We start from the raw sequence: 20582 nt of genomic DNA, 5'->3' as shown, positions 1-20582 counted from the left end.
ACCGAGAGCCACCATGACGAACTCTTCCCACTTCACCCGCCGCGATGCCCTGGGCCTGGCCGCCGGCCTGGTCGCTGCCGCTGCACTGCCCGGCCGCGTTTGGGCCCAGGCCTGGCCGGGCAAGCCGATCCGCTTCGTCGTGCCCTTCGCGCCGGGCGGCAGTTCGGAAATCGTGGCGCGGGCCACGGCGGCCGAGTTGGCCAAGCTGCTGGGCCAGAGCGTCTTCGTCGACAACAAGCCCGGCGCGGCCGGCAACATCGCGATGGCCGAAGTGGCGCGCGCGGATGACCAACACACGCTGATCCTCGGCCACATCGGCACGCTGGCGGTGAACCCCTACATCTTCGACAAGCTGCCCTACGACGCGACGCGGGACTTCAAGCCGATCTCGCTGCTGGCCAAGGTGCCCAGCCTTTATGTCGTGCGCGCTGATCTCGAGGTCAAGAACCTGAAGGAGTTCGTCGCGCTGGCCAAGGCCAAGCCGGGCAGCCTGAGTTATGGCTCGGCCGGCAATGGCAGCGCGGGTCACCTGGCCTTCGAATACCTGAAGATGGCCAGCAACACCTTCATCCTGCACGTGCCGTACCGCGGCACCGGCCCGCAGCTGACCGACCTGATGGGCGGGCGGCTCGACGCCGCGGCGGTCGGCGCGCCGGCCGTGCTGCAGTTCATCCGCAGCGGCAAGCTGCGCTGCATTGCCACCGGCACGCCGCAGCGCATTGCGCAACTGCCCGATGTGCCGACGGTGGCCGAGCAAGGCTTTCCCGGCTTCGAGATGACGCAGTGGTACGGCCTGCTGGCACCGGCGAACCTGCAGCAGGCCAACGCCGAGCGGCTGGCCGCGGCAGCCGCGAAGGCGGTGAAGGAGCCCGCCGCCGCCAAGCTGCTGGAAACCGATGCGGCCATTCCGGTCGGCAGCAGCGCGGCCGAGTTCGCGAAGTTCATCGCGCTCGAGCAGCAGCGCTGGAAGCCGGTGATTGCCCGGGCCAAGATCAAGCCGGATTGAAACCGCCCCGCGGCTGCGGTGCGCCGAGTTCCACGAGGTGTTGCCGCCGCCGGTACTGTTCCCCCGGCGCCCTTGATCGCTTCGTTCTTTTCGGTGAACACGGTGGCACGGCGTTGTGATGCGAAGGCTCAGTTGCTGTTGCGGAAATCGTCGTGGCAGGCCTTGCAGGTGCGCGTGAGCTTGCCGTGCTGCTCCTTCACCGCGGCGGCGTCGCCGGTCAAGGCCAGCTTGGCCAGTTCGTTGGCCTCCTTGGTGAAGCTGGCCTGCAGTTCGGCCACGCGCTTGGCGTCGGTGAACAGTGCCGGCTTGACGCTGGTGTCGTGCCAGCCTTTGCCGGTTTCGGTGCCGGGCACGAACAGCGTGCCCAGGCCGGTGTTGGCCAGTGCGGCAATGGTGTTGGCGGCCTTGATGACCTCGTCCTTGTTGTAGCTGCCGTCCACCGAGGCCTTGATGCGGCCGGTGTTCCAGGCGACGACCTGGTAGGCCGACTGGCGCCAGCGGATCAGGTTCTCGGGCTTGGGGGCCTGCTGGGCCCAGACGCCGATGGACGTGGCAACGATGGCGCCGGCCGCGGCCATGACCAGCAGCGGGCGGACACGTGGGGAAAGCGTGGGAGTCATGCGGTTCATCTCAAGGGTTTGTGGTTGTCGTGGCAGTCGTTGCAGGCACGCGCGAGGCGCACCGCGGCGTCGGTGGCGGCCTGGAAGTCCTGCCGGTCGAGCAGCGGGCCGATGCCCGCGGCCAGCGCCTTGCCGTCGCGTGAGATCTCTAGCGCATCAGGTGTGCGGCCGTCCTGTGCGTAGAAGACCTCCAGCTGCGCATACAGCTGTTCGATCCGGCGGGCGTGGCCTCGGGCGGCTTCGGCATCGCGGCGGCCCAGGCTTCTTTGCACCTCGACGCTGTGCTGGTCGAGCGCGCGCATCCAGACGCCGAACTCGAAGAAGCTCGCGGCCGGTGCGCCCAGCGCTGCGCAGCAGGCCAGCAGCGCGAGCCCGGTTCTGATGGCGTTCAAGCTCATTCCCTTTTGTAGACCTGGTGACAGGTCTTGCAGGAGCGGATGAGCTTGCCCACCGCATCGGCGGCGGCGTCGAAGTCCCTGGCCTGCGCCGCCTGCTGCGCCTGCAGCGCCAGCGCATGGCTGTTGCGAGCGAAGCCCACGCCATCCGCCGCATCGCCCTTGCGGGCGTAGAAGGCCTCGATCTGAGTGAACAGCTCGGCCAGTTCCTTGGCCTCGGCCACCGCCTGGGCATCCTTCAGCGAGACATGGGAGTCCAGGCTCTTGGCGGTGTCCTCGATGCCGCGCATCAGGTCGCCGTCGATCTCGAAAGAGGCCGACAGCGCGCTGCCGAGCAGCGCGACGAGCATCGTGACGACGACAAAGGGCCGGCGCATGAAGACAAGGACCTCAGGCAATGATGGCCTTCACCACGTCGCCGAACACGCTGGCCGGGCGCTCGGAGCGGCCCTGGTAGGTGTAGGTGATCTTCTTGTGGTCCAGCCCCAGCTGGTGAAGGAGGGTGGCCTGCAGGTCGTAGGTGTCGACCACGCCTTCGACGGCGCGCAGGCCGATCTCGTCGGTGCCGCCGTAGCTGCCCGGCTTGATGCCGCCGCCGGCGATCCACTGCGTGTAGCCCCAGGGGTTGTGGTCGCGGCCGTTGCCGCTCTGGCCATAGGGCGTGCGGCCGAATTCCGAGGTCCAGACCACCAGCGTGGTCTCCAGCAGCCCGCGGGACTTCAGGTCGGCCAGCAGGCCGGCGATGGGCTTGTCCACCTGCCGGGTCATCACGCTGTGGTTCTTTTCGATGCCGTTGTGCGCGTCCCAGCTGTCGATGCTGTTGTCCGGCGCGCCGGAGATGGTGTGCACGAAGCGCACGCCGCGTTCGACCAGGCGGCGAGCGCGCAGCAGCGCGGTGCCGTATTCGTCGGTCTCCTGGGTGCCGATGCCGTACAGCGCCTTGGTGGCCGCGGTCTCCTTGCTGAAGTCCACCGCTTCGGGCGCCGAACTCTGCATGCGGTAGGCCAGGTCGTAGGACTTGGCGCGCGCATCGAGCTCGGTGTCGCCGGCGTACCGGGCGGCCTGACGCTCGTTCAGGGCTTTCAGCAGCGCCAGCGTGTTGCGCTGCTGTTCATCGCCAACCCCATCGGGCCGCTGCAGATACAGGATAGGCGAATCGCCTTGGCGGAACGGCGTGCCCTGGTAGGCGGCGGGCAGGAAGCCCGAGCTCCAGATCACCTGGCCGCGTCCGCCGCCGGCCGAGCCGGTACCGGTGGGCAGCACCACGAAGGCCGGCAGGTCCGGGTTGTTGGCGCCCAGCGCGTACTGGATCCACGCGCCCAGCGCCGGCCGTCCCGGCACCAGGCCGGCGGTGTGCAGCTTCAGCGAGGCGATGACGTGCGTGCTGCCCTCGGTCTTGCAACCCTTCAGGAAGGCGATGTCGTCAACCTGCTTGGCGATGTTGGGCAACCAGTCGGAGACCCAGGCGCCCGTCTCACCGTATTGCTTCCAGCTGCGCTTGGTGGCCAGCAGGTTGCCCACGCCGCCGTCGGTGGCGGTCTTCAGGTTCTTGCCGAAAGAGTCCGGCAGCGGCGTGCCGTTCAGGCGGATCAGCTCGGGCTTGTGGTCGAACAGGTCCAGCGTGCTGGGCGCGCCGGCCATGTGCAGCCAGATGACGGCCTTGGCCTTGGCCGGGAAGTGCGGCTGGCGTGCTGCCGTGGGATCCGCCAGCTCGGCGGCCCAGGCGGCGTTGACGGGAAGGCCCGAGAGCGGCAGCCCGGCGAGGGCAGCGCCCCCGAGCCCGGCCTGGGCCAGGAAGTTGCGACGGGAAGTGTGGCTCATGATGCTGCGTCCTTTGTGATCTATGGTTCAGAACCGGTAGGTGAACTCGTTGGCGTTGGCCAGTGCATGCACCAGGTCGACGAAGGCGGCCGCGCGTGCGGGGTTGAGCTTGGCCTTGCCGGCCTTGCCGGAGCCTGGCGTGCCGCTGGTGCTGTCATCGCTCTCGCCATCGCCGGCGGCCTTGGCCAGCTTGTCCTGCTGGGTTTCCAGGTGCTTGACGAAGGCGGCCTTCTCGAAGCGGTCGGCGCCGCGGCCGAGCATCAGCTTGTAGAGCCGGTCGATCTGCACATTGGCTTCACGGCTGACCCCATAGGCCTCGGGCAGGTTGACCTTTTTACCCTCGGCCAATTGCTTGCGCGTGATGCGTTCCTGGTGGCCCAGGAAGCTCAGCAGCTGGGCTTTCTCGGCGGCTTGCGGCGCGCGGCCATACAGCAGCTGGTAGACGCGGTCGATCTGCGCCGATTCGCCGGCAGGCGCTTCGCGCAGCACCCGCCCGGCCAGCGCCTTGGACCAGTCGAACACCAGGTCGCTGTTGACCAGCGTCAGCGCCTGCAGCGGCGTGGTGGTCACCTCGCGCTTGTTGTGCACCAGCTGCGGGTTGGCCCAGTCGAAGGTGTCGAGCAAGGGGTAGGGCGTGTTGCGGCGCACGAAGACATAGATGCTGCGGCGGTGGTGGTCATGCGGGTTGTCGGAGGTCACCCACAGGTTGCGCTGGCCGCCGATGTTCATGTTCGCCGGCACCGGCGGAAACACCGCCGGGCCGCCGACTTTTTCTTCCAGCAGGCCGGCGGTGTAGAGCAGCGAATCGCGGATCTGCTCGGCTTCCAGGCGCTGGCGCGGGAACACCGCGAGCAGCTTGTTCGTCGGGTCGATGGTCTGCAGGTCCGGGCGCGGTGCCGAGGCCTGGCGATAGGTGGCCGACAGCAGGATCTGCTTGTGCAGCTTCTTCACGCTCCAGCCGTTCTTGATGAAGTCGTCGGCCAGGTAGTCCAGCAACTCCGGGTGGGTGGGCTTGGCACCGGCCTTGCCGAAATCGCTGACGGTGTCGACGATGCCGTTGCCGAAGAACTGCGTCCACTGCCGGTTGACGAAGACCCGCGCGGTCAGCGGGTTGCCCGGGCTGGCCAGCCAGTTGGCCACCGCCGTGCGCCGGCCCGACGAGCTGGCGGTGGGCACGATCTGCGGCTTGTCACTCGTCAGCAGCGCCGGGAAGCCGGGTTGCACTTCGTCGAGCTTGCGGTCGTAGATGCCCTTGAACAGCACGTAGGTCGGCGGCGAATCCGCGTGGCCCAGCTCGGTCATCGTCGAGAGGGTGCCGGGGTCCTTGGGTTTGAGGTGATCGAACTTCTTCAGCTCCCCTTCCAGCGCCTGGTAGAGGGCGTAGTTGTCCTTGTCGCGGGTCTTCAGCGTGTTCGCGGCATTGCGCGTGCGGCCCGACATGGTCCACAGGTTGCGGTGGTAGATCCAGCGGTCGTAGGCGTTGCGCTCGGCCTCGGGCTTGGTGATCGAGACGCGCGTTTCAGGCACGAAGCCGGAGAGCCGCTCGGCCTCGGACTTCTCGATGATGGGCTTGAGCAGCGCGTCCTGCTTGTCGCGGATGTCCTGGGTGGCGGCTTCCCACTTGGCGAGCTTGACCTGGTACTCGGCGGCTTCCTTGCCGGCCAGCGCCTTCACGTCGTCGCGCCAGCTGGCGTTGGCGAAGAAGGCCTGGAACTGGTAGTACTCCTTCTGCGTGATCTTGTCGAACTTGTGGTCGTGGCACTGCGCGCAGTTGAAGGTGGTGCCCAGGAACACCGAGCCGACGGTGTCGGTCAGGTCGTTGGCCACTTCCTGCTTCTTCAGGTTCAGGTCGCGGGCGTTGATCTCGTCCGGAAAGCTGCGCAGAAAGCCGGTGGCCACCAGCGCCTCGTGGCTGCCGGGCCAGAGTTCGTCGCCGGCGAGCTGCTCCTTGACGAAGCGGTCGAAGGGCTTGTCTTGGTTGAAGGCGTTGATCACGTAGTCGCGGTAGCGCCACAGGTTGGGCCGCGTGCCATCGGTGTTATAGCCATCGCTGTCCGCATAGCGCGCCAGGTCCAGCCAGCGCCGGGCCTGGCGCTCGCCGTAGCGCGAAGAGGCCAGCAGGCGGTCGACCAGCTTGTCGTGGGCCTGCGGCGACTTGTCGTTGACGAAGGCCTTCACCTCCTCCGGCGTGGGCACCAGGCCCCAGGCGTCCAGCGTGGCGCGGCGGATGTAGGTCGCGCGCTCGGCCTCGGCCGACGGTTTGATCTTCTTGTCCTCCAGCTTGGCCAGCACGAAGGCATCGAGCGGTGATCGCACCCAGGCCTGTTGCTGCACCACCGGCACGGCGGGCCGCTGCAGCGGCGTGTAGGCCCAGGCCTTGACGCCGGGCTTGGCAGAAGCCGGCGAGGGGTATTCGTCCGCCGAGTGCACGGTGATCAGCGGCAGGGCCAACAGGATGGCCAGGGTGAGAGTCTTCGGGTTCATGAGTTCATCTCCTTGCGCGAGGCGGCGCTCACAACTTGCTGGTGAAGAGGATGCCGATGGACCGTGGCACCGCCGGCGTGTAGCTGGTCGAGGTGATGGCGCGCACGGTGTCGTCGTTGAGCAGGTTCTTCACCACCAGGCTCAGGTCGTAGCTCTTGCTGCGGTGGCCGATGCCGACGGCCAGATCGACCAGATAGCTCTTGGGCACGATCGAGTACGCCGACAGCGCGTTGTCCGAGTGGTAGCTGCCGCTGTACGAGACATTCGCGCTGGTGTGCAACTCCTTGTCGCCGCCGACCGGCAGCCGGTAATCGCCGCCGACGTTGAAGCTGAACTTCGGCGCGCCGGCCAGCGGCTGGCCGCTGACATCGCGGTAGGGCGCGGCGCCGGTGTAGCCGTTCTCCACCGGCTGGGCGGAGTTGGGGAAGCGCTTGTAGATCGCCCGGTTGTAGGCGCCCGAGAAGCGCAAGCTGGTGTTCTTCAGGCCGCCGTACACACCGTCGACTTCCAGCCCCTTCACTTCCACCTGGGGCACGTTGCCGGTGGCCGAGGTGTAGGTGAAGCTGCCATCGTTGTTCAGCGCCGTGGTGTAGGCGTCGACCACGCGCACCGATTGCTGATAGTCCTTGATGCGCGTCAGGAACACGTCGGCATTGAGGATCAGCGTCTTGTCGAACAGCGCCGACTTCAGCCCGAGTTCGAAGGAGTTGGTCTTCTCCGGCTTGACCAGAAAGGACACACCGTTGACCAGCTGCGAGATGCCGGCCTTCTCGCCATGCTGGTAGGACAGGTAGGCGGTGTGGTTCGCACCGAGCTTGTAGCTCGGGCTCAGCACGAAGGCCGGCTGCGTGGCCTTGAAGGGCTCGGCCACCGTGCTGTTGAACAGGACGCCGATCTGCGACTTGCGGATCGCCTGCGCGTCGGCCAGCTGGCGCTTCTGCGCATCGCTCAAGGCCGCCCAGCTGGCGGCGTTGAAATACTTCTTCGCCGCCGCATCGGCCTGGGCGTTGGCCTGGGCCAGCAGCGTGGCATTGCTCGTGTCGGTGGTCAGCGCCACGGTGGGTGCGGCCGACGTGCCTGCGGCCACCAGCGTGGCGCCAGCGGTGTTGGCCGGCACGACGATGCCGTTGAGCACCCACTTGGCCGCACCGGTGTTGAGGTAGGCATCAAAACCGCCCAGCAGCACGCCGTTGACGGTGGAGGGGTTCAGCTCGGCCGCGCTGCCGTTGGCGGTGATCTCCGAGCGGCCGGTGTTGCGCCGGTCTTCGCGGGTGACGCGCAGGCCGGTGGTCAGCGTCAGGGCTTCGGTGAAGTGCCAGTTGGCCTGGGCAAACAGCGCGGCGCTCTTGTTGCGGATGTCCTGCACGCCGGTCGGGCTGTTGTACGAGGTCTTGGTGTTCGCCAAGGTGTTCTGCAGCAGCGATCGACCACTGCCGTCGGCGTCCAGCCGCGCGTATTGCGCGTTGCTGGCGAACCAAGCGCCGGCATCGTTGCCCCACCAGCGCCGGTAGTCGGCCTCGTTGTGCACCTGGATCAGGTACAGGCCGCCCTGGTAGTCGACGAAGCCGCCGCTGGGCGACGTGAAGCGCAGTTCTTCGCTGACCTGCTTGTAGTCGTTCCAGAAGCCGCCGGCATTGCGGTACACGTCGAAGGGCGAGCCTTCGTCGTTGACGGCGTTGAAGTGGTAGTCCTTGTAGGCAGTGATCGAGGTCAGGGTGTGCGTGCCCAGCTGCCAGTTCACTTCGGCCGATGCACCACGGCTGCCGGTGACCAGCCCGCGCGCGCCGTCGTTGGTCAGCGCGTGCTTGTACTCGTCGACGCTGTAGCCGTCGTTCTGCGCGAACCAGCGGCGCGCCAGCCGCTGCTGATTCGTCAGCGTGATGATGCTGCTGCCGTCGGCATAGGTGGTGGGCGGGTTCAGCACCGGCAGCGAACGGCCGTTGGTGGTTTCGCCGGCGCGCGGCTGCAGGTCGAAGGACAGGCGCGCCTTCAGGTCGGGTGAAGGCGTCAGCAGGAACTGCACGCGGCCCGACACCCGATCGGTGTTGGTGTAGCTGATGTCCTTGTTGTACGGGTTGACGATGTCGCCTTCGCCGCGGTTGACCGAGAAGGTGCCGCGCCAGGCCAGCAGGCCGTCGATCACCGGGCCGCCGACGGCAGCGCTGGCGAAGAGGCTGCCGCGCTGGCGGAATTCCAGCGAGAAATCGGAGGTCGGCGTGAACGAAGGCCGGCGCGTGGTGAAGCTGATGTTGCCGACACTGGTGTTCTTGCCCAGCAGCGTGCCTTGCGGGCCGCGCGTGACCTCGATCGTCTCGATGTCGACGAAGTCGAAGCTCGAGGTCAGCGCGTTGTAGGCGAAGTTCACGCCGTCGACGATGATGCCCACGCTCGGGTCCTGCGCCTCGGTCTGGCCGATCTTGCCGATGCCGCGGATCGACAGGCTGCTGGTGCGCTGGTTGCCCAGGTTCCACGACACGTTGGCGGCGCGCTTGGTGATGGCGTCGACGCCATGGGCGCTCAGCCGCTCCAGTTCATTGCCCTGCACGACCGAGATCGACAGCGGCACGTCCTGCAGCTTCTCGATGCGGTTGCGGCTGCGCACGGTGACGGCGTCCAGCGCGGTGGCCTCGGCTGCTTCGGTGGCCGCATCGGCGGCCCACGCCGTGCCGGTGGCCAGCAGCGTCAGGCTTGCGACGACGGCGCCGATCGGTGACAGGCGATGGGGCTTCGGTGCGGGGGATGGGGGGTGTGCGGGTGCTTGCTTGTACGGCTGGCGGATCACGAGAGGCCCTCGGGTGGATGCTGTTGTGTGGCGATGAGTGAGGCGCTCATAAGCAGAGCCCATGCCAAGCAGAAAACCCAATAAGCAAATGACGCGGCCATGGAACGCGGTGAACCCTTCCCCAGGGAAACGCCGCGTTCGAGGCGCCGCGGCGCGGCCTGAGCCACCGCGCTCAGGCTGCGGGGCTGTTGTGCCGCCAACAGTGCGGCAGCAGCGCGTGCTGCAAAGCCAGCGACCGTGCCGATGCGCCTGGAGGAAACAGAGCAGCGCTCGTGCGCGCCGCCGCGCCGAACGCTGGCACGCTTGCTGCACACAGCGCCGCGCAGGCCGCCACGGCGCGCGGCCCTCCATCCATCTCACGAGAAGGCGATATCGATATGAGGAAGTTCATGCTGCTGCTCCCGCTCACATTGGCCGTCACCAGCTTCGCCGCGACGGCCCAGCCGGCCGGCGCAGCGACGGCCGCTGCGCCGGCCGGGGCGCAGGCGCCGCAGGCCTGGAAGTACCAGACCAAGCGCCTGTCGCGGGCCGACGTCGACGCGCTGCTGGCCCAGCCCGACAAGCTGCTGGTGCTGGACGTGCGTCGGCCCGATGAGCAGATCAAGTACGGCAGCTTTCCGGTGTTCCTCAGCATCCAGGCGCGTGAGCTGGACAAGCAGCTGGCCTACCTGCCGCGCGAGCGCGCGATCCTCACCGTGTCCAACCATGCGCAGCGCGCTGGCGCGGCGGGCGACCTGCTGGCGGCCAAGGGCTTCACGATCGCCGGCGCCACTGGCTCGGAGGACTACGAGCAGGAAGGCGGCAAGGCGGTGGTCCACCTCACGCCACCGCCACCCCGCGCGGGCGCTTCGGCCGCGCGCCCTTGAGGCGCGGCCGCATTCGCCTGCGGCACGGGTGGGTCGCTCACATTGCTGGTCATCGACGGCAGCGTGCTGCCGATGGTGATGCGCCTGGGCCGCGAGTGGGCCGCGCTCAGCGCGGCGCAGCCGACAAGCGCTGCACGGCTTGCAGCCGCAGGCCGGCGAGCGGCTTGTATGTCATGGGTGGCTTCAATGGGCGAATGGCGGGTGCAGGCGCAGTTCGTCGCCCGCACGCGGCGCGGGCTCGGGCTCGGGCGCATCGTCCAGCAGGCCGTGGCGCTTGAGCAGCGTGCGCATGGTGTTGCGCGTCACGCCGAGCAGCCGGGCCGATTGCACCTGGTTTTCGCCGGTCTGCGCGAAGGCCGCGTGCACCAGCGCCGCTTCGAGCTTGTGCAACAGCTGCGCTGGACGCGCCGCCAGCAGGCTGGAGGCCAGCGTGGCCAGCTGCTGCGCGGCGCCGGGTGCGGCTGGGTCGGCGCTGGCCGGGTCGGCGTGCTCGGTGCTTGCCGCGGGTTCGGTGGTGGCAGCCGGCGTAGCGGGCGTGGGGGCCGCGCGGGCCAGGCTGGGCACCAGTTTCAGGTCGCCGGCCTGCACGATGCCGTCGCGGCAGACGATCAGCGCAAAGTGGATCACGTTCTCCAGTTCGCGGATGTTGCCGGGCCAGGCGTAGTCCAGCAGCGCCTGCTGCGCCTCGGGGGCCAGCAGCGCACCGCTGCAGCTGAGCCGGGGGCCGTAGACGCCGACGAAATGCCGGGCCAGTGGCAGGATGTCGCCCGGGCGCTCACGCAGCGCGGGCAGGGCCAGCGTGGCCACGCTGAGCCGGTAGTACAGGTCGGCGCGGAAGTGCTGGGCCGCCACAGCTTCGCGCAGGTCGATGTTGGTCGCGGCCACCAGCCGCACGTCCAGCGGGATGCTGCGGCGCGAGCCCAGGCGCACCACCTGGCGCTCCTGCAGCACACGCAGCAGCTTGACCTGCAAAGCGAGCGGCAGATCGCCGATCTCGTCGAGGAACAGCGTGCCGCCATTGGCGGCTTCGAACCAGCCGGCGCGCGACTGCACCGCGCCGGTGTAGGCGCCGGTCTCGTGGCCGAACAGTTCGGCATCGATCATCGTCTCGCTGAAGGCACCGCAGTTGACGGCCAGGAATGGCCCCTTGCGGCCGCTCTGCGTGTGCAGGTGGCGGGCGATCAGCTCCTTGCCGGTGCCGGTTTCGCCGTTGATCAGGACGGTGGCTTCGCTGCGTGCGATGCGCTCGGCCTGTTCCAGCAGCGCGGCCGAGCGCGGGTCATGAAACAGCAGCGCCTTGGCGCGGATCGACAGCGCGCCGGCGGGGGATTCGGGCAGTGTGAGCAGCCGCGCACGAGGCGCATCGAAGGAATCTGGCATGGCGTGACGGCAAACGGGCGGATGGCAGCCCTGCACCATAGGCGTCATGACGCCGGCCGCGAACGCAGCAATTCTTCTTTGCTTATGCGAGGCCGCCCTCTCCGGCACCTTGCCACCGGCCGTGCCGCTTGCCTATACTAAGCCAAATGGCTAAGCAACAGATCGAGCTGTCCGACGTCTTCTATGCCCTGGCCGACCCCACGCGCCGTGCGATCGTGGGCGTGCTGGGCCGGGGCCCGGCCTCGGTGTCGACGCTGGCCGCGCCGTTTGCGATGGCGCTGCCGTCGTTCATGAAGCACCTGTCGGTGCTGGAACGCAGCGGCGTGATCCACTCGAACAAGGCCGGGCGTGTGCGCACCTGCGAACTCAAACCCAGGACCTTGGCGAGTGCCGAACGCTGGATGGCCGACCAGCGTGCGCTGTGGGAGGCCCGCACGGACCGCATGGCCGCTTTGGCCGAGAAACTTCACCACGAGGACCTGTCCCATGACAAACGAAAGCAGCGTCAACCCTGAGCCGCACGATCTGGTCATCTCGCGCCTGGTGCGCGCGCCGCGGGCCACGCTGTGGCGGGCCTGGACCGAGCCCGCGCTGCTGAAGGAATGGTGGTGTCCCAAGCCGTGGACCACCGAGGTGCGGGCTTTCGATCTCCGCCCCGGCGGCGCCTTCCACACCTTCATGCAAGGCCCTGACGGCGGCACCAGCGACAACCCGGGCTGCTTCCTGGACATCGTGCCGCAGGCCAGGATTGTCTTCACGTCGATGCTCATCGGCGGCTGGCGGCCGGCCACGCCCTGGATGGCGTTCACCGCCCTCATCTCGATGGCCGACGAGGGCGAGGGCACGCGCTACATCGCGACCGTGATGCATCCGGACCAGCCGACCTGCGATCGCCATGAGGCGCTGGGCTTCTTCGACGGCTGGAACACCTGCATCGATCAGCTCGAAGCCTTCGCCCGGCAGGCGCTTTGACCGCCCCCTGATCCCGGGGGGGCGGAAAGGGAAAAAAGTCACCCGCGCCCGCGCCGCCGCCTGCGTAGCATCGGCTCATGATTCTTCAATTCCCCTCGCAGGCCCGGCGCGCCGGCCCCCATGCCGGTGGACACGCGCTGTGCGCAGCGCACGACGAAGCTCCCGCCGGCTTGGCCCAGTTGCTCGACGCGCTGCGCGCGGCCGGCCCCGGCGGCCACAGCGAAGCCCGGCGTGCGGCCCTGCAATGCCTGGGTTGCGCGGACGAACATGAACTGCTGCTGAGCGTGCTGCAGCGCCTGGTGGCCGCAGGCTCATGCCATGAGCCTGTCGCGCCGACACCCGCGCAGCAGGACTACGTGCCCTACTGACCCCCATCCGCCGCCGGCCTCTGCCGCGGGCCGCACGGGCGCGGCTTGCTCCGATCGATCCGCCGATGGGCACTCCGCGCGTTACGATAGGTAACGCAGATCTGGAGGGAAGCCATGACAGCAAGGGTCACCGTCTTGGGCGCCGGCTTCGCCGGCATGGAGCTGAGCACGATCTTGTCGGAGACCTTGGCGGACGAAGTCCAGGTGACCCTGATCGACCAGAGCGATGCCTTCGTCTTCGGCTACTCGAAGCTCGATGTGATGTTCGGCCGCACGACGCTGGATGCCGTGCGTCTGCCCTACCGCCACTTCGCCAAACCGGGCGTGCGGCTGTTGCGCGAGACGGTGCAAGCCATCGATCCTGCCAGCCGGCGCGTGACCACCGATGCCGGCAGCCATGACTGCGACTACCTGGTGGTCGCGCTGGGTGCCGACTACGACATCGCAGCCACGCCGGGCCTGGCAGACGTCAACGAGTTCTACTCGGTGGCCGGTGCGAATCGCCTGCGCGAGATCCTGCCCAGCTTCTCCAAGGGCCGCGCCCTCATCGGCGTGTGCGGGGCGCCGTACAAGTGCCCGCCGGCACCCAGCGAATGTGCATTGATGCTGCACGACCTGCTGAGCACGCGTGGTGTGCGCGAGCAGTGCGACATCACCTTCGTGCTGCCCTTGCCGAGCCCGGTGCCGCCTTCCCCCGAGACCTCCAAGGCCTTGCTGGCGGCCTTCGCCGAACGCGGCATCACGTTCATGCCGAACCGCCGCGTGGCCGCTGTCGACGCGGCTCGGCGCATCGCGTCGCTCGACGATGGCAGCGAATTGCCCTACGAGCTGTTCCTGGGGGTGCCCAAGCACCGCGCGCCGGCAGTGGTCGAGGCCAGCGGCATGACCGAGGGCGGCTGGGTGACGGTGAACCCCCGGACGCTGGAAACCCCGTTCCCGAACGTCTTTGCCGTCGGCGACATTGCCAACACCGGCACGCCCAAGGCCGGCGTTTTTGCCGAGGGCGAGGCCAAGGCGGCGGCCGCGGCGATCATCTCGCGCATCCGCGCTGGTGGGGAAGGTCAGGGCGAAGGCCGCCTCTACGACGGCAAGGGCACCTGCTACATCGAGTTCGGCGGCGGTCGGATCGGGCGCGTCGACGTCGACTTCTTCTCCGGCCCCAAACCCACCGGGACCTATCACGAACCGGACGTGGCCCTGCGCGAGGACAAGCTGCGCTTCGAGTCGAGTCGGATCGCGCGCTGGTTCGGGCGGTAAGCGCGAATGATCTCTCTTGACGAGCTCGAAACAATCCCCTTCCTGGCCGCCGTGGCCCGCGACGACCTGGCGCGCCTGACCCAGGTGGCCGGCGACCTGCGGCTGGCCGCCGGCGAGTACGCCGTGCACGAGGGCGCCGAACGGGCGCTGTTCGTGGTGCTGTCGGGCCGCATCGAAGTCACCAAGTTGATCGACGGCATCGAGCGGACCATCGGTGTGCGTGCGCCCGGCCAGATCTTCGGTGAGGTGCCCATCACCTTCGGCACGCCGTTCCAGGGCAGCTACCGGGCGACCGAGCCCTCGCGCGTGATGGAGATCCCGGCGCGCCAGTTCCATGCACTGGCCGCTGCATCACCCCCGGTGCTGACCCACGTGGCGGCGCTGGCCAGCGAGCGCATCGGCGGCCTGCGCGGCATTGCCACCGCGCCGACGAAGCCGCGTGCGGTGATGGTCGGGCAGCGCTGGGACGACACGGCCCGCGGCTTGAGGACCTTCCTCACGCGCAACCAGATCTCCTATGACTGGATCACGCCGGATGCCAGCGACCTGGCGCAGCGCTGGCCCGGACCCGGCCTGGCCGACACCGACCTGCCGGCCCTGGCCTGCGACGACGGCAGCATCCTGCTGCGCGCGTGCATCCGCGACGTCGCCGGCAAGCTCGGCCTGCAGACGCAGCCTCGCGGCATCGCGTACGACACCGTCATCATCGGCGGCGGGCCAGCGGGCCTGGCCGCGGCGGTCTACGGCGCCTCGGAAGGCCTGCGCACGCTGGTGATCGAGCGCGAGGCACCCGGCGGCCAGGCGGAAACCTCGTCGCGCATCGAGAACTACCTCGGCTTCCCGACCGGCGTCTCGGGCGAGGAACTGGCGCGGCGTGCGCTGCAGCAGGCCAGCCGCCTGGGCGCCGAGATCATGGTCACGCGTCAGGCGGTGGGCATCGATCCGCGGGCCAAGGTGGTGCAGCTCGACGGCGGTGAGCCCGTGCAGGCCCGCTCCATCATCGTGGCCACCGGTGTCAGCTGGCGTCGGCTGGCCACCGAGGGCTTCGATCGGCTGCTGGGCAAGGGCGTGTACTACGGCGCCTCGCGCAGCGAGGCCGGCGCCACGCAGGGGCAGGACATCCACCTCATCGGCGCCGGCAATTCGGCGGGCCAGGCCGCGATGTTCTTCGCCAACCACGCGCGCACGGTCTCGCTCGTCGTGCGCGGCGGCAGCCTCGAGGCCAGCATGTCGCGCTACCTGATCGAGCAGATCCGCCACAAGCCCAACATCCAGGTCGAACTGCACAGCGAGGTGCGCGCGGTGCACGGCGACAAGCTGCTCACGGCGATCGACCTGGCCAACCGCGCCACCGGCGACATCCGGCGCGTCGACAGCGGCGGCGTCTTCGTCTTCATCGGCGCCGATGCCGAGACCGCCTGGCTGCCCGACGCGATCATGCGCGACGGGCGCGGCTACGTGCTCACCGGCGAGGCCGCGGCCAAGTCCGGGCAGTGGCCGCTGGACCGCGACCCCTACCTGCTGGAGACCAGCGTGCCGGGCATCTTTGCCTGCGGCGATGTGCGGTCCAGCCAGGTCAAGCGCGTCGCGGCCGCGGTCGGCGAAGGCAGCATGGCCATCGCGTTTGTGCACCAGTTTCTGGCGCATGCCGCCAGCTAAGTCTCACGCCCGCAGCATGTCCAAACAGTCGAACAAAGAGTGAATCCCGTTGGCCGCTTCCCTTGGAATCTATTCCAATGGGGTTCGATTTCTGGGGGAAATACCGATGGGCGCGCGGCTTTCCCGGCAACTCCCCTTCGATGGTCACATCCCCAGCGCTGTGCTGGAGCAGGCGAGCAATCTGATGCAGGACATAACATCCAACATAAACGTCGTCGTAGCCGGCCTCGGCTTTCGGGGCGTGGATGCTGAGAATCCTGGCAAGGAGATCGTCCACCGAGGCAAGCTCAAGAGCCTGGCCCCGTAGCAAAAGAGCTGCGCGGCCGGCTACAACCTGCGCTGGTTGATGCGCGCCATTGTTCGTCGGCGCATCGAGGCGCTTTTTCTTGGCCTGCTCCGGGCCATGGGCTGGACAACGCATAGGCTATCCCAGCGCTGCTTTCACGCCAACGCTCTGCGGGACGCCCGCTGACGCGGCCTCGCGCTTCGCCCGCCAGCGACTCGAGGACCAGCGCATTGACTGCCTGCGGGCGAAATCGAATTTTGCAGGACCGACTATGTTATCTTCAGTGCGCCCGGCGGATTAACTGATAGGCCCCCAACAGGATGAAAGGACGCGCAGTGGTCGACTACACAAAAACTATTTCGCCGAGCGGAAACAATACCATAGATAGTATTATCCACCTGTATGCATGGGAGTCCAGCGCGCTTACCTACGGATTCCGGGTCCAGGATATCGACCACAATGGCATAAGCGACTTCTCAGAAGGTCACTGGGCAAGCTTCTATCAATCGATCTTCAGCAATATTTCGACATTCGCGAACCTCAAATTTACTCAGACAACTTACGAGAATGCCCGCCTCAACCAACTGATGAACCCGGGCGGCGGTGGGCAGTCCTCGGATCCTGCGCCTGACGTCGTCCAGACCTTCACCGAAGTGGACATCGATGGTTCCGTTGCCGACGCGTCCGCAGTGGTTTTCCTGGGCCAGTATTCCGATACATGGATGCATGAGATCGGCCACAGTCTCGGCCTGCGGCACAGTTTCGAAACGCCCAATCAGATCGACGACAACGTCAACAGCGAAGCAGATCTCGGCACGCACTACCTGAATTCGACCTTGTATACGGTCATGTCCTACAGCCCGACAGTCTGGGGAGAGGACAACCCCTGGACCGACGGCTATGATCCAGGCACGGTCCTGAATGCCAACGCCGGCTCCTACATGCCACTCGACATCGCTGCCCTGCAATATATGTACGGCGCTCATGCGTACAACACGGGCAACACGACCTATTCCTTCGGTGACGACAAAGTCGCAAGTAAGGGCTACACCACAATCTGGGATACGGGCGGCACCGACACGATCGCCTACACCGGCACTAGTCGCGCCCGTATTGACCTTGACGCGGCCACGCTTCAGCGTGACATCGGCGGGGGCGGCCTCCTGTCAACATCCGAAACGTTTACCGGCGGCTTCCTGATCGCCAATGGCGTCGTCATCGAAAAGGCAATCGGCGGAAGCAACGATGACATCCTGATCGGCAACTCGGCCGCCAACACGCTGACCGGAAACGGCGGCAATGATTTCCTCAATGGTGGTAACGGCGCCGACCGCCTTATTGGCGGAGCGGGAGATGACTACTATATCGTCGCCAATACCGGTGACACAGTTACCGAGGCTTCCAATGCCGGGTTTGACCAGGTTGAATCGACGGTGACCTTTACGCTTGGTTCAAACGTCGAAGATTTGTTCCTCAGGGGAGCGTCGGCTATCAACGGAACCGGCAACAGTTCCGCAAACTACATCTATGGCAATGACGTCATCAATTCCCTGAGCGGCAGAGGAGGAAACGATCACCTGGACGGCGGTCTGGGGGTGGATTTTTTGACGGGCGGCACTGGTCGAGACACGTTCGACTTCAGCACGACATTAGGGAGCGGGAACGTTGACAACATCACCGATTTCTCCGCGGCCGAAGATTATATCGGCTTGAGCTTCGATATCTTCACAGCGCTGCGTTCGACTGGCACCCTCGCAAGTTCCAAGTTCTACCAAGGCTCGGCGGCGCACGACTCCAGCGATCGCATCTTCTACAATTCTTCGACGGGCAATATCTATTACGATGTCGACGGAAATGGTTCGGCGGCGGCGGTGCTATTCGCGCACGTTGCGACCGGTCTGACCCTGACGGCGAGCAATTTCAACGTCTGGGATGTTTGACTTAATCGGTTCTGCTGGCGTGTTGTCAGTTCCGATGGAAACTGATGGTGCCTCGGCCGCGTTTTTCAGCTCAGCGAGTGCTATACCGCTACTTGCTGAGCTTTTTACAGTTTTCAGGTTCAAAGGCCTGGCACATGTAATATCGCTCATGGGACTTCTCATTTTTAGGTTGGATTGAATCTCACAACCCAATCCTGGTGCCCTGCCGTTGGCGCCCGGTTAGCTCCACGTTCTGCCGCTGGCGCTTTCTGCCAATGCCCGTGCGCGCTCGCGCCATTGCCGGGCCGGCGGTCGCTGCCTACAGTGCCGGCCGATGCAAGCCTCCCTGCCCACCGCGGCGCCGCTCAGCGGCGTGCGCGTGCTCGATCTCACCCGCCTGCTGCCCGGCCCGCTGGCCGCCCAGCACCTGGCCGACCTGGGCGCCGACGTCATCAAGGTCGAAGACCTTGGTGCCGGCGACTACGCCAACCCCGCCGTGCGGGCGCTGGTCAACCACAACAAGCGCGCGATCCGCATCGACCTGAAGCAAGCCGCCGGGGTCGATGCGCTGCTGCGGCTGGTGCGCACGGCCGACGTGCTGCTGGAGGGCTTTCGCCCCGGCGTGATGGCGCGCCTCGGCCTCGGCTACGAGCTGCTGTGCGAAGCCAATCCCCGCATCGTCGTCTGCAGCCTGAGTGGCTGGGGCCAGACCGGCCCGCTGCGCGAGCTGCCCGGCCACGACCTGAACTACGCCGCGCTGGCCGGTGTGACCGACCAGATGGCCGGCTTGTCGAACCTGCCGATCGCCGACCTGCTCGGCGGCACGATGGGCGCCGTGATGGGCACGCTGGCCGCGCTGTTCGATGCCGCGCGCACCGGCCGCGGCCGCTGGGTCGACATCGCGATGGCCGACAGCGTGCTGGCCCATGCCGTGCTGCCGCTGGCGGCGTTGCACCAGCACGGCCGCGTGCCGCGCCCCGGCGAAGGCACGCTGACCGGCGCGCTCGCCTGCTACGGCCTCTACACCACCGCCGACGGCCGCCAGATCGCGGTCGGCGCGCTCGAACGCAAGTTCTGGGATGCCATGTGCGCCACGCTCGGCCGGCCCGAGCTGGCGCCCTTGCACCGCAGCGGCAATGCGGCCACCGAGGCGCGGCTGCGCACCGAGTTGGCCGCGCTGTTTGCGACCCAGCCGCTCGCGCACTGGGCCGAACTCTTCGCTGACGCACCGGCCTGCGTCACGCCGGTGCTGCGCCTGGACGAAACCCTGGCCCACCCGCACTTCCAGGCCCGCGGCATGGTGGTGGCCGGCGACCCGCCGCAATTGGGCTGCGCGGTGAAGATGAGCGGCTTCGTGCCCGCCGCGCCGCGCCCGGCCCCGCAGCCCGGCGAGCACACCGATGCCGTGCTCGCCGAAGCTGGCTTGGCAGCCGCCGACATCGCCGCGCTGCGGGCTTCGGGGGCTGTTGGCTGACGCGGCGGACGCAGCCGGGCGCGGCGGGGCTATCGTTGGACCCCGCCGCGCTGACGCTTCAAGCCATGCCGACCACCCACCACACCGTCGCGATATCGCAGGTGCGCAGCATCCTGCTGGGGGCGCGCCACCGCGGGCTGGCCGTGGAGCCTTTGCTGATCAGCGCCGGCATCGCGCCCGCGCTGCTCGATGCGCCGCTCGCACGCGTCTCGCAAGGCCAGTACGCGGCGCTGATCCGCGTGCTGCGCCGGCACCTGCGCGACGAGCTCTGGGGCCTGCTGCAGCAACCGCTGCCGCCGGGCAGCTTCGGCCGCTGCATGCGCCAGCTGGTGGCGTGCCACACGCTCGGCGACGCGCTGCGCCAGGGCTTCGGCTTCTACCACCTGCTGCTGCATGACTTCGTGCCGCGCCTGGCGGTGAGCCAGGGCAGCGCGCAGGTGCAGTTCATGCTGCGCCGCGCGCCCGATGCGCGGCTGGACTACGCCGTCAAGGCCTTCATGCTGCTGAGCTTCGGCGCGGCGTCGTGGCTGGTGGCCCGGCGCATCCCGCTGGTCAGTGTGGACTACCCCGAGGGCCACGCCAGCACCGACACCTCACGCGTCTACCAGGTACCGGTGCGCAGCGCCCAGGCGCACGTGGGCTTGTCGTTCGACGCGCGCTGGCTCGAGCTGCCGGTGGTGCAGTCGCCGCAGAGCCTGCGCGAGTTCCTTTCCGGCGCGCCTGCCAACCTGATCGTGAAGTACCGCGACACCAGCAGCGCGACCGAGCGCATCCGCCAGCTGCTGCGCAAGAGCCTGGGCGGCGAGATGCCCTCGCTCGAAGCGGTGAGCGAGCTGCTCGCCGTCAGCCCGCAGACGCTGCGCCGGCGCCTGCGCGAAGAAGGCCGCGGCTTCCAGCAGATCAAGGACGAGACGCGGCGCGATGCGGCGATCGAGCTGCTGCTGCAGACCTCGCTGCCGCTGCCGGAGATCGCCAGCCGGGTCGGCTTCTCCGAGGCCAGCACCTTCCACCGCGCGTTCAAGCAGTGGGCCGGCGTGGCGCCGGGCGAGTACCGGCTGTCGCACGGCCCGGGGTGAACGAGGCCCCCGGAGGGAGTGCGGTGTGACGACCTGGGGACTGAACAATTTCCCTTGCGATGCTCGCTGGCCGCACCTAAAAAGCATGAACGATGCTTGACAGGGGAAACCCATGAAGTGGCTCTACTTTCCGTTCCAGGATGTCAGTGCGGATCCCACCATGCCGTCCAACGAGGCCCGGTACCGCAGCAAATACGGGCCGGGGCTGACCGTGCTG

The 20582-nt window shown here is 67.5% G+C and carries 18 protein-coding genes; 11 read left to right on the top strand and 7 right to left on the bottom strand.

Annotated elements, in window-relative coordinates:
• Nucleotides 1-13 precede the first annotated feature (13 nt).
• Nucleotides 14-1006: a Bug family tripartite tricarboxylate transporter substrate binding protein gene (locus tag VLK61_RS32060; protein WP_325427805.1), complete on the top strand. Its 993-nt coding sequence runs from the start codon at nt 14-16 to the stop codon at nt 1004-1006.
• 128 nt (nt 1007-1134) lie between these two features.
• Here VLK61_RS32060 and VLK61_RS32055 read toward each other — a convergent pair whose 3' ends face one another.
• From VLK61_RS32055 to VLK61_RS32030, 6 genes are read right to left on the bottom strand one after another with little or no spacing between them, the layout of a single operon-like run.
• Complete coding sequence (locus VLK61_RS32055; RefSeq protein WP_325427803.1) at nt 1135-1626, bottom strand: c-type cytochrome; 492 nt, start codon at nt 1624-1626, stop codon at nt 1135-1137.
• A gap of 5 nt (nt 1627-1631) precedes the next feature.
• Nucleotides 1632-2018 carry a hypothetical protein gene (locus tag VLK61_RS32050; protein WP_325427801.1) on the bottom strand — a complete coding sequence of 129 codons (387 nt, stop codon included), beginning with the start codon at nt 2016-2018 and terminating at the stop codon, nt 1632-1634.
• A 2-nt stretch (nt 2019-2020) separates the two neighbouring features.
• Nucleotides 2021-2419 carry a hypothetical protein gene (locus tag VLK61_RS32045; protein WP_325427799.1) on the bottom strand — a complete coding sequence of 133 codons (399 nt, stop codon included), beginning with the start codon at nt 2417-2419 and terminating at the stop codon, nt 2021-2023.
• Nucleotides 2412-3842 (bottom strand): DUF1501 domain-containing protein, encoded by a 1431-nt coding sequence (locus tag VLK61_RS32040; RefSeq protein ID WP_325427797.1) that lies wholly within the window; start codon nt 3840-3842, stop codon nt 2412-2414. The genes VLK61_RS32045 and VLK61_RS32040 overlap by 8 nt, the downstream gene beginning before the upstream one ends.
• A gap of 27 nt (nt 3843-3869) precedes the next feature.
• Nucleotides 3870-6326 (bottom strand): DUF1549 and DUF1553 domain-containing protein, encoded by a 2457-nt coding sequence (locus tag VLK61_RS32035; protein ID WP_325427795.1) that lies wholly within the window; start codon nt 6324-6326, stop codon nt 3870-3872.
• 28 nt (nt 6327-6354) lie between these two features.
• Nucleotides 6355-9108 (bottom strand): TonB-dependent receptor, encoded by a 2754-nt coding sequence (locus VLK61_RS32030; protein ID WP_325427793.1) that lies wholly within the window; start codon nt 9106-9108, stop codon nt 6355-6357.
• A 389-nt stretch (nt 9109-9497) separates the two neighbouring features.
• Between VLK61_RS32030 and VLK61_RS32025 the strand changes: the two genes are divergently transcribed.
• On the top strand, nt 9498-9974 hold the full coding sequence (locus VLK61_RS32025; RefSeq protein WP_325427790.1) for a rhodanese-like domain-containing protein: 477 nt from the start codon (nt 9498-9500) through the stop codon (nt 9972-9974).
• 183 nt (nt 9975-10157) lie between these two features.
• Here VLK61_RS32025 and VLK61_RS32020 read toward each other — a convergent pair whose 3' ends face one another.
• Nucleotides 10158-11354 (bottom strand): sigma-54 interaction domain-containing protein, encoded by a 1197-nt coding sequence (locus VLK61_RS32020; protein ID WP_325427788.1) that lies wholly within the window; start codon nt 11352-11354, stop codon nt 10158-10160.
• Nucleotides 11355-11500: 146 nt separating this feature from the next.
• On the opposite strand from VLK61_RS32020, the gene VLK61_RS32015 reads away from it, so the two are divergent.
• The 9 genes from VLK61_RS32015 (at nt 11501) to VLK61_RS31975 (ending at nt 20365) form a co-directional block, all read left to right on the top strand.
• Nucleotides 11501-11869 carry an ArsR/SmtB family transcription factor gene (locus VLK61_RS32015; RefSeq protein ID WP_325427786.1) on the top strand — a complete coding sequence of 123 codons (369 nt, stop codon included), beginning with the start codon at nt 11501-11503 and terminating at the stop codon, nt 11867-11869.
• Complete coding sequence (locus VLK61_RS32010) at nt 11841-12326, top strand: SRPBCC family protein (RefSeq protein ID WP_325427784.1); 486 nt, start codon at nt 11841-11843, stop codon at nt 12324-12326. Before VLK61_RS32015 ends, VLK61_RS32010 begins: the two co-directional genes overlap by 29 nt.
• Nucleotides 12327-12403: 77 nt before the next feature.
• Nucleotides 12404-12694 (top strand): hypothetical protein, encoded by a 291-nt coding sequence (locus tag VLK61_RS32005; RefSeq protein ID WP_325427782.1) that lies wholly within the window; start codon nt 12404-12406, stop codon nt 12692-12694.
• 114 nt (nt 12695-12808) lie between these two features.
• Nucleotides 12809-13951 carry an NAD(P)/FAD-dependent oxidoreductase gene (locus tag VLK61_RS32000; RefSeq protein ID WP_325427780.1) on the top strand — a complete coding sequence of 381 codons (1143 nt, stop codon included), beginning with the start codon at nt 12809-12811 and terminating at the stop codon, nt 13949-13951.
• Between the two features lie 6 nt (nt 13952-13957).
• On the top strand, nt 13958-15610 hold the full coding sequence (locus tag VLK61_RS31995) for an FAD-dependent oxidoreductase (protein WP_325427778.1): 1653 nt from the start codon (nt 13958-13960) through the stop codon (nt 15608-15610).
• Nucleotides 15611-15659: 49 nt separating this feature from the next.
• Nucleotides 15660-15917, top strand: a complete 258-nt coding sequence (locus VLK61_RS31990) for a hypothetical protein (protein WP_325427821.1) — start codon at nt 15660-15662, stop codon at nt 15915-15917.
• Between the two features lie 314 nt (nt 15918-16231).
• Nucleotides 16232-17836, top strand: coding sequence for a M10 family metallopeptidase C-terminal domain-containing protein (locus VLK61_RS31985; RefSeq protein ID WP_325427776.1), 1605 nt, complete (start codon nt 16232-16234; stop codon nt 17834-17836).
• A 313-nt stretch (nt 17837-18149) separates the two neighbouring features.
• Entirely contained in the window at nt 18150-19289 is a 1140-nt protein-coding gene (locus VLK61_RS31980; protein ID WP_325427774.1) for a CaiB/BaiF CoA transferase family protein, read from the top strand.
• A 65-nt stretch (nt 19290-19354) separates the two neighbouring features.
• Nucleotides 19355-20365, top strand: a complete 1011-nt coding sequence (locus tag VLK61_RS31975; RefSeq protein WP_325427772.1) for an AraC family transcriptional regulator — start codon at nt 19355-19357, stop codon at nt 20363-20365.
• The last annotated feature ends 217 nt before the right edge of the window (nt 20366-20582 follow it).

This window comes from Aquabacterium sp. (assembly GCF_035476535.1).
Lineage (GTDB): Bacteria > Pseudomonadota > Gammaproteobacteria > Burkholderiales > Burkholderiaceae_C > Pseudaquabacterium.
This window is presented reverse-complemented; position numbering and strand designations above follow the sequence as displayed.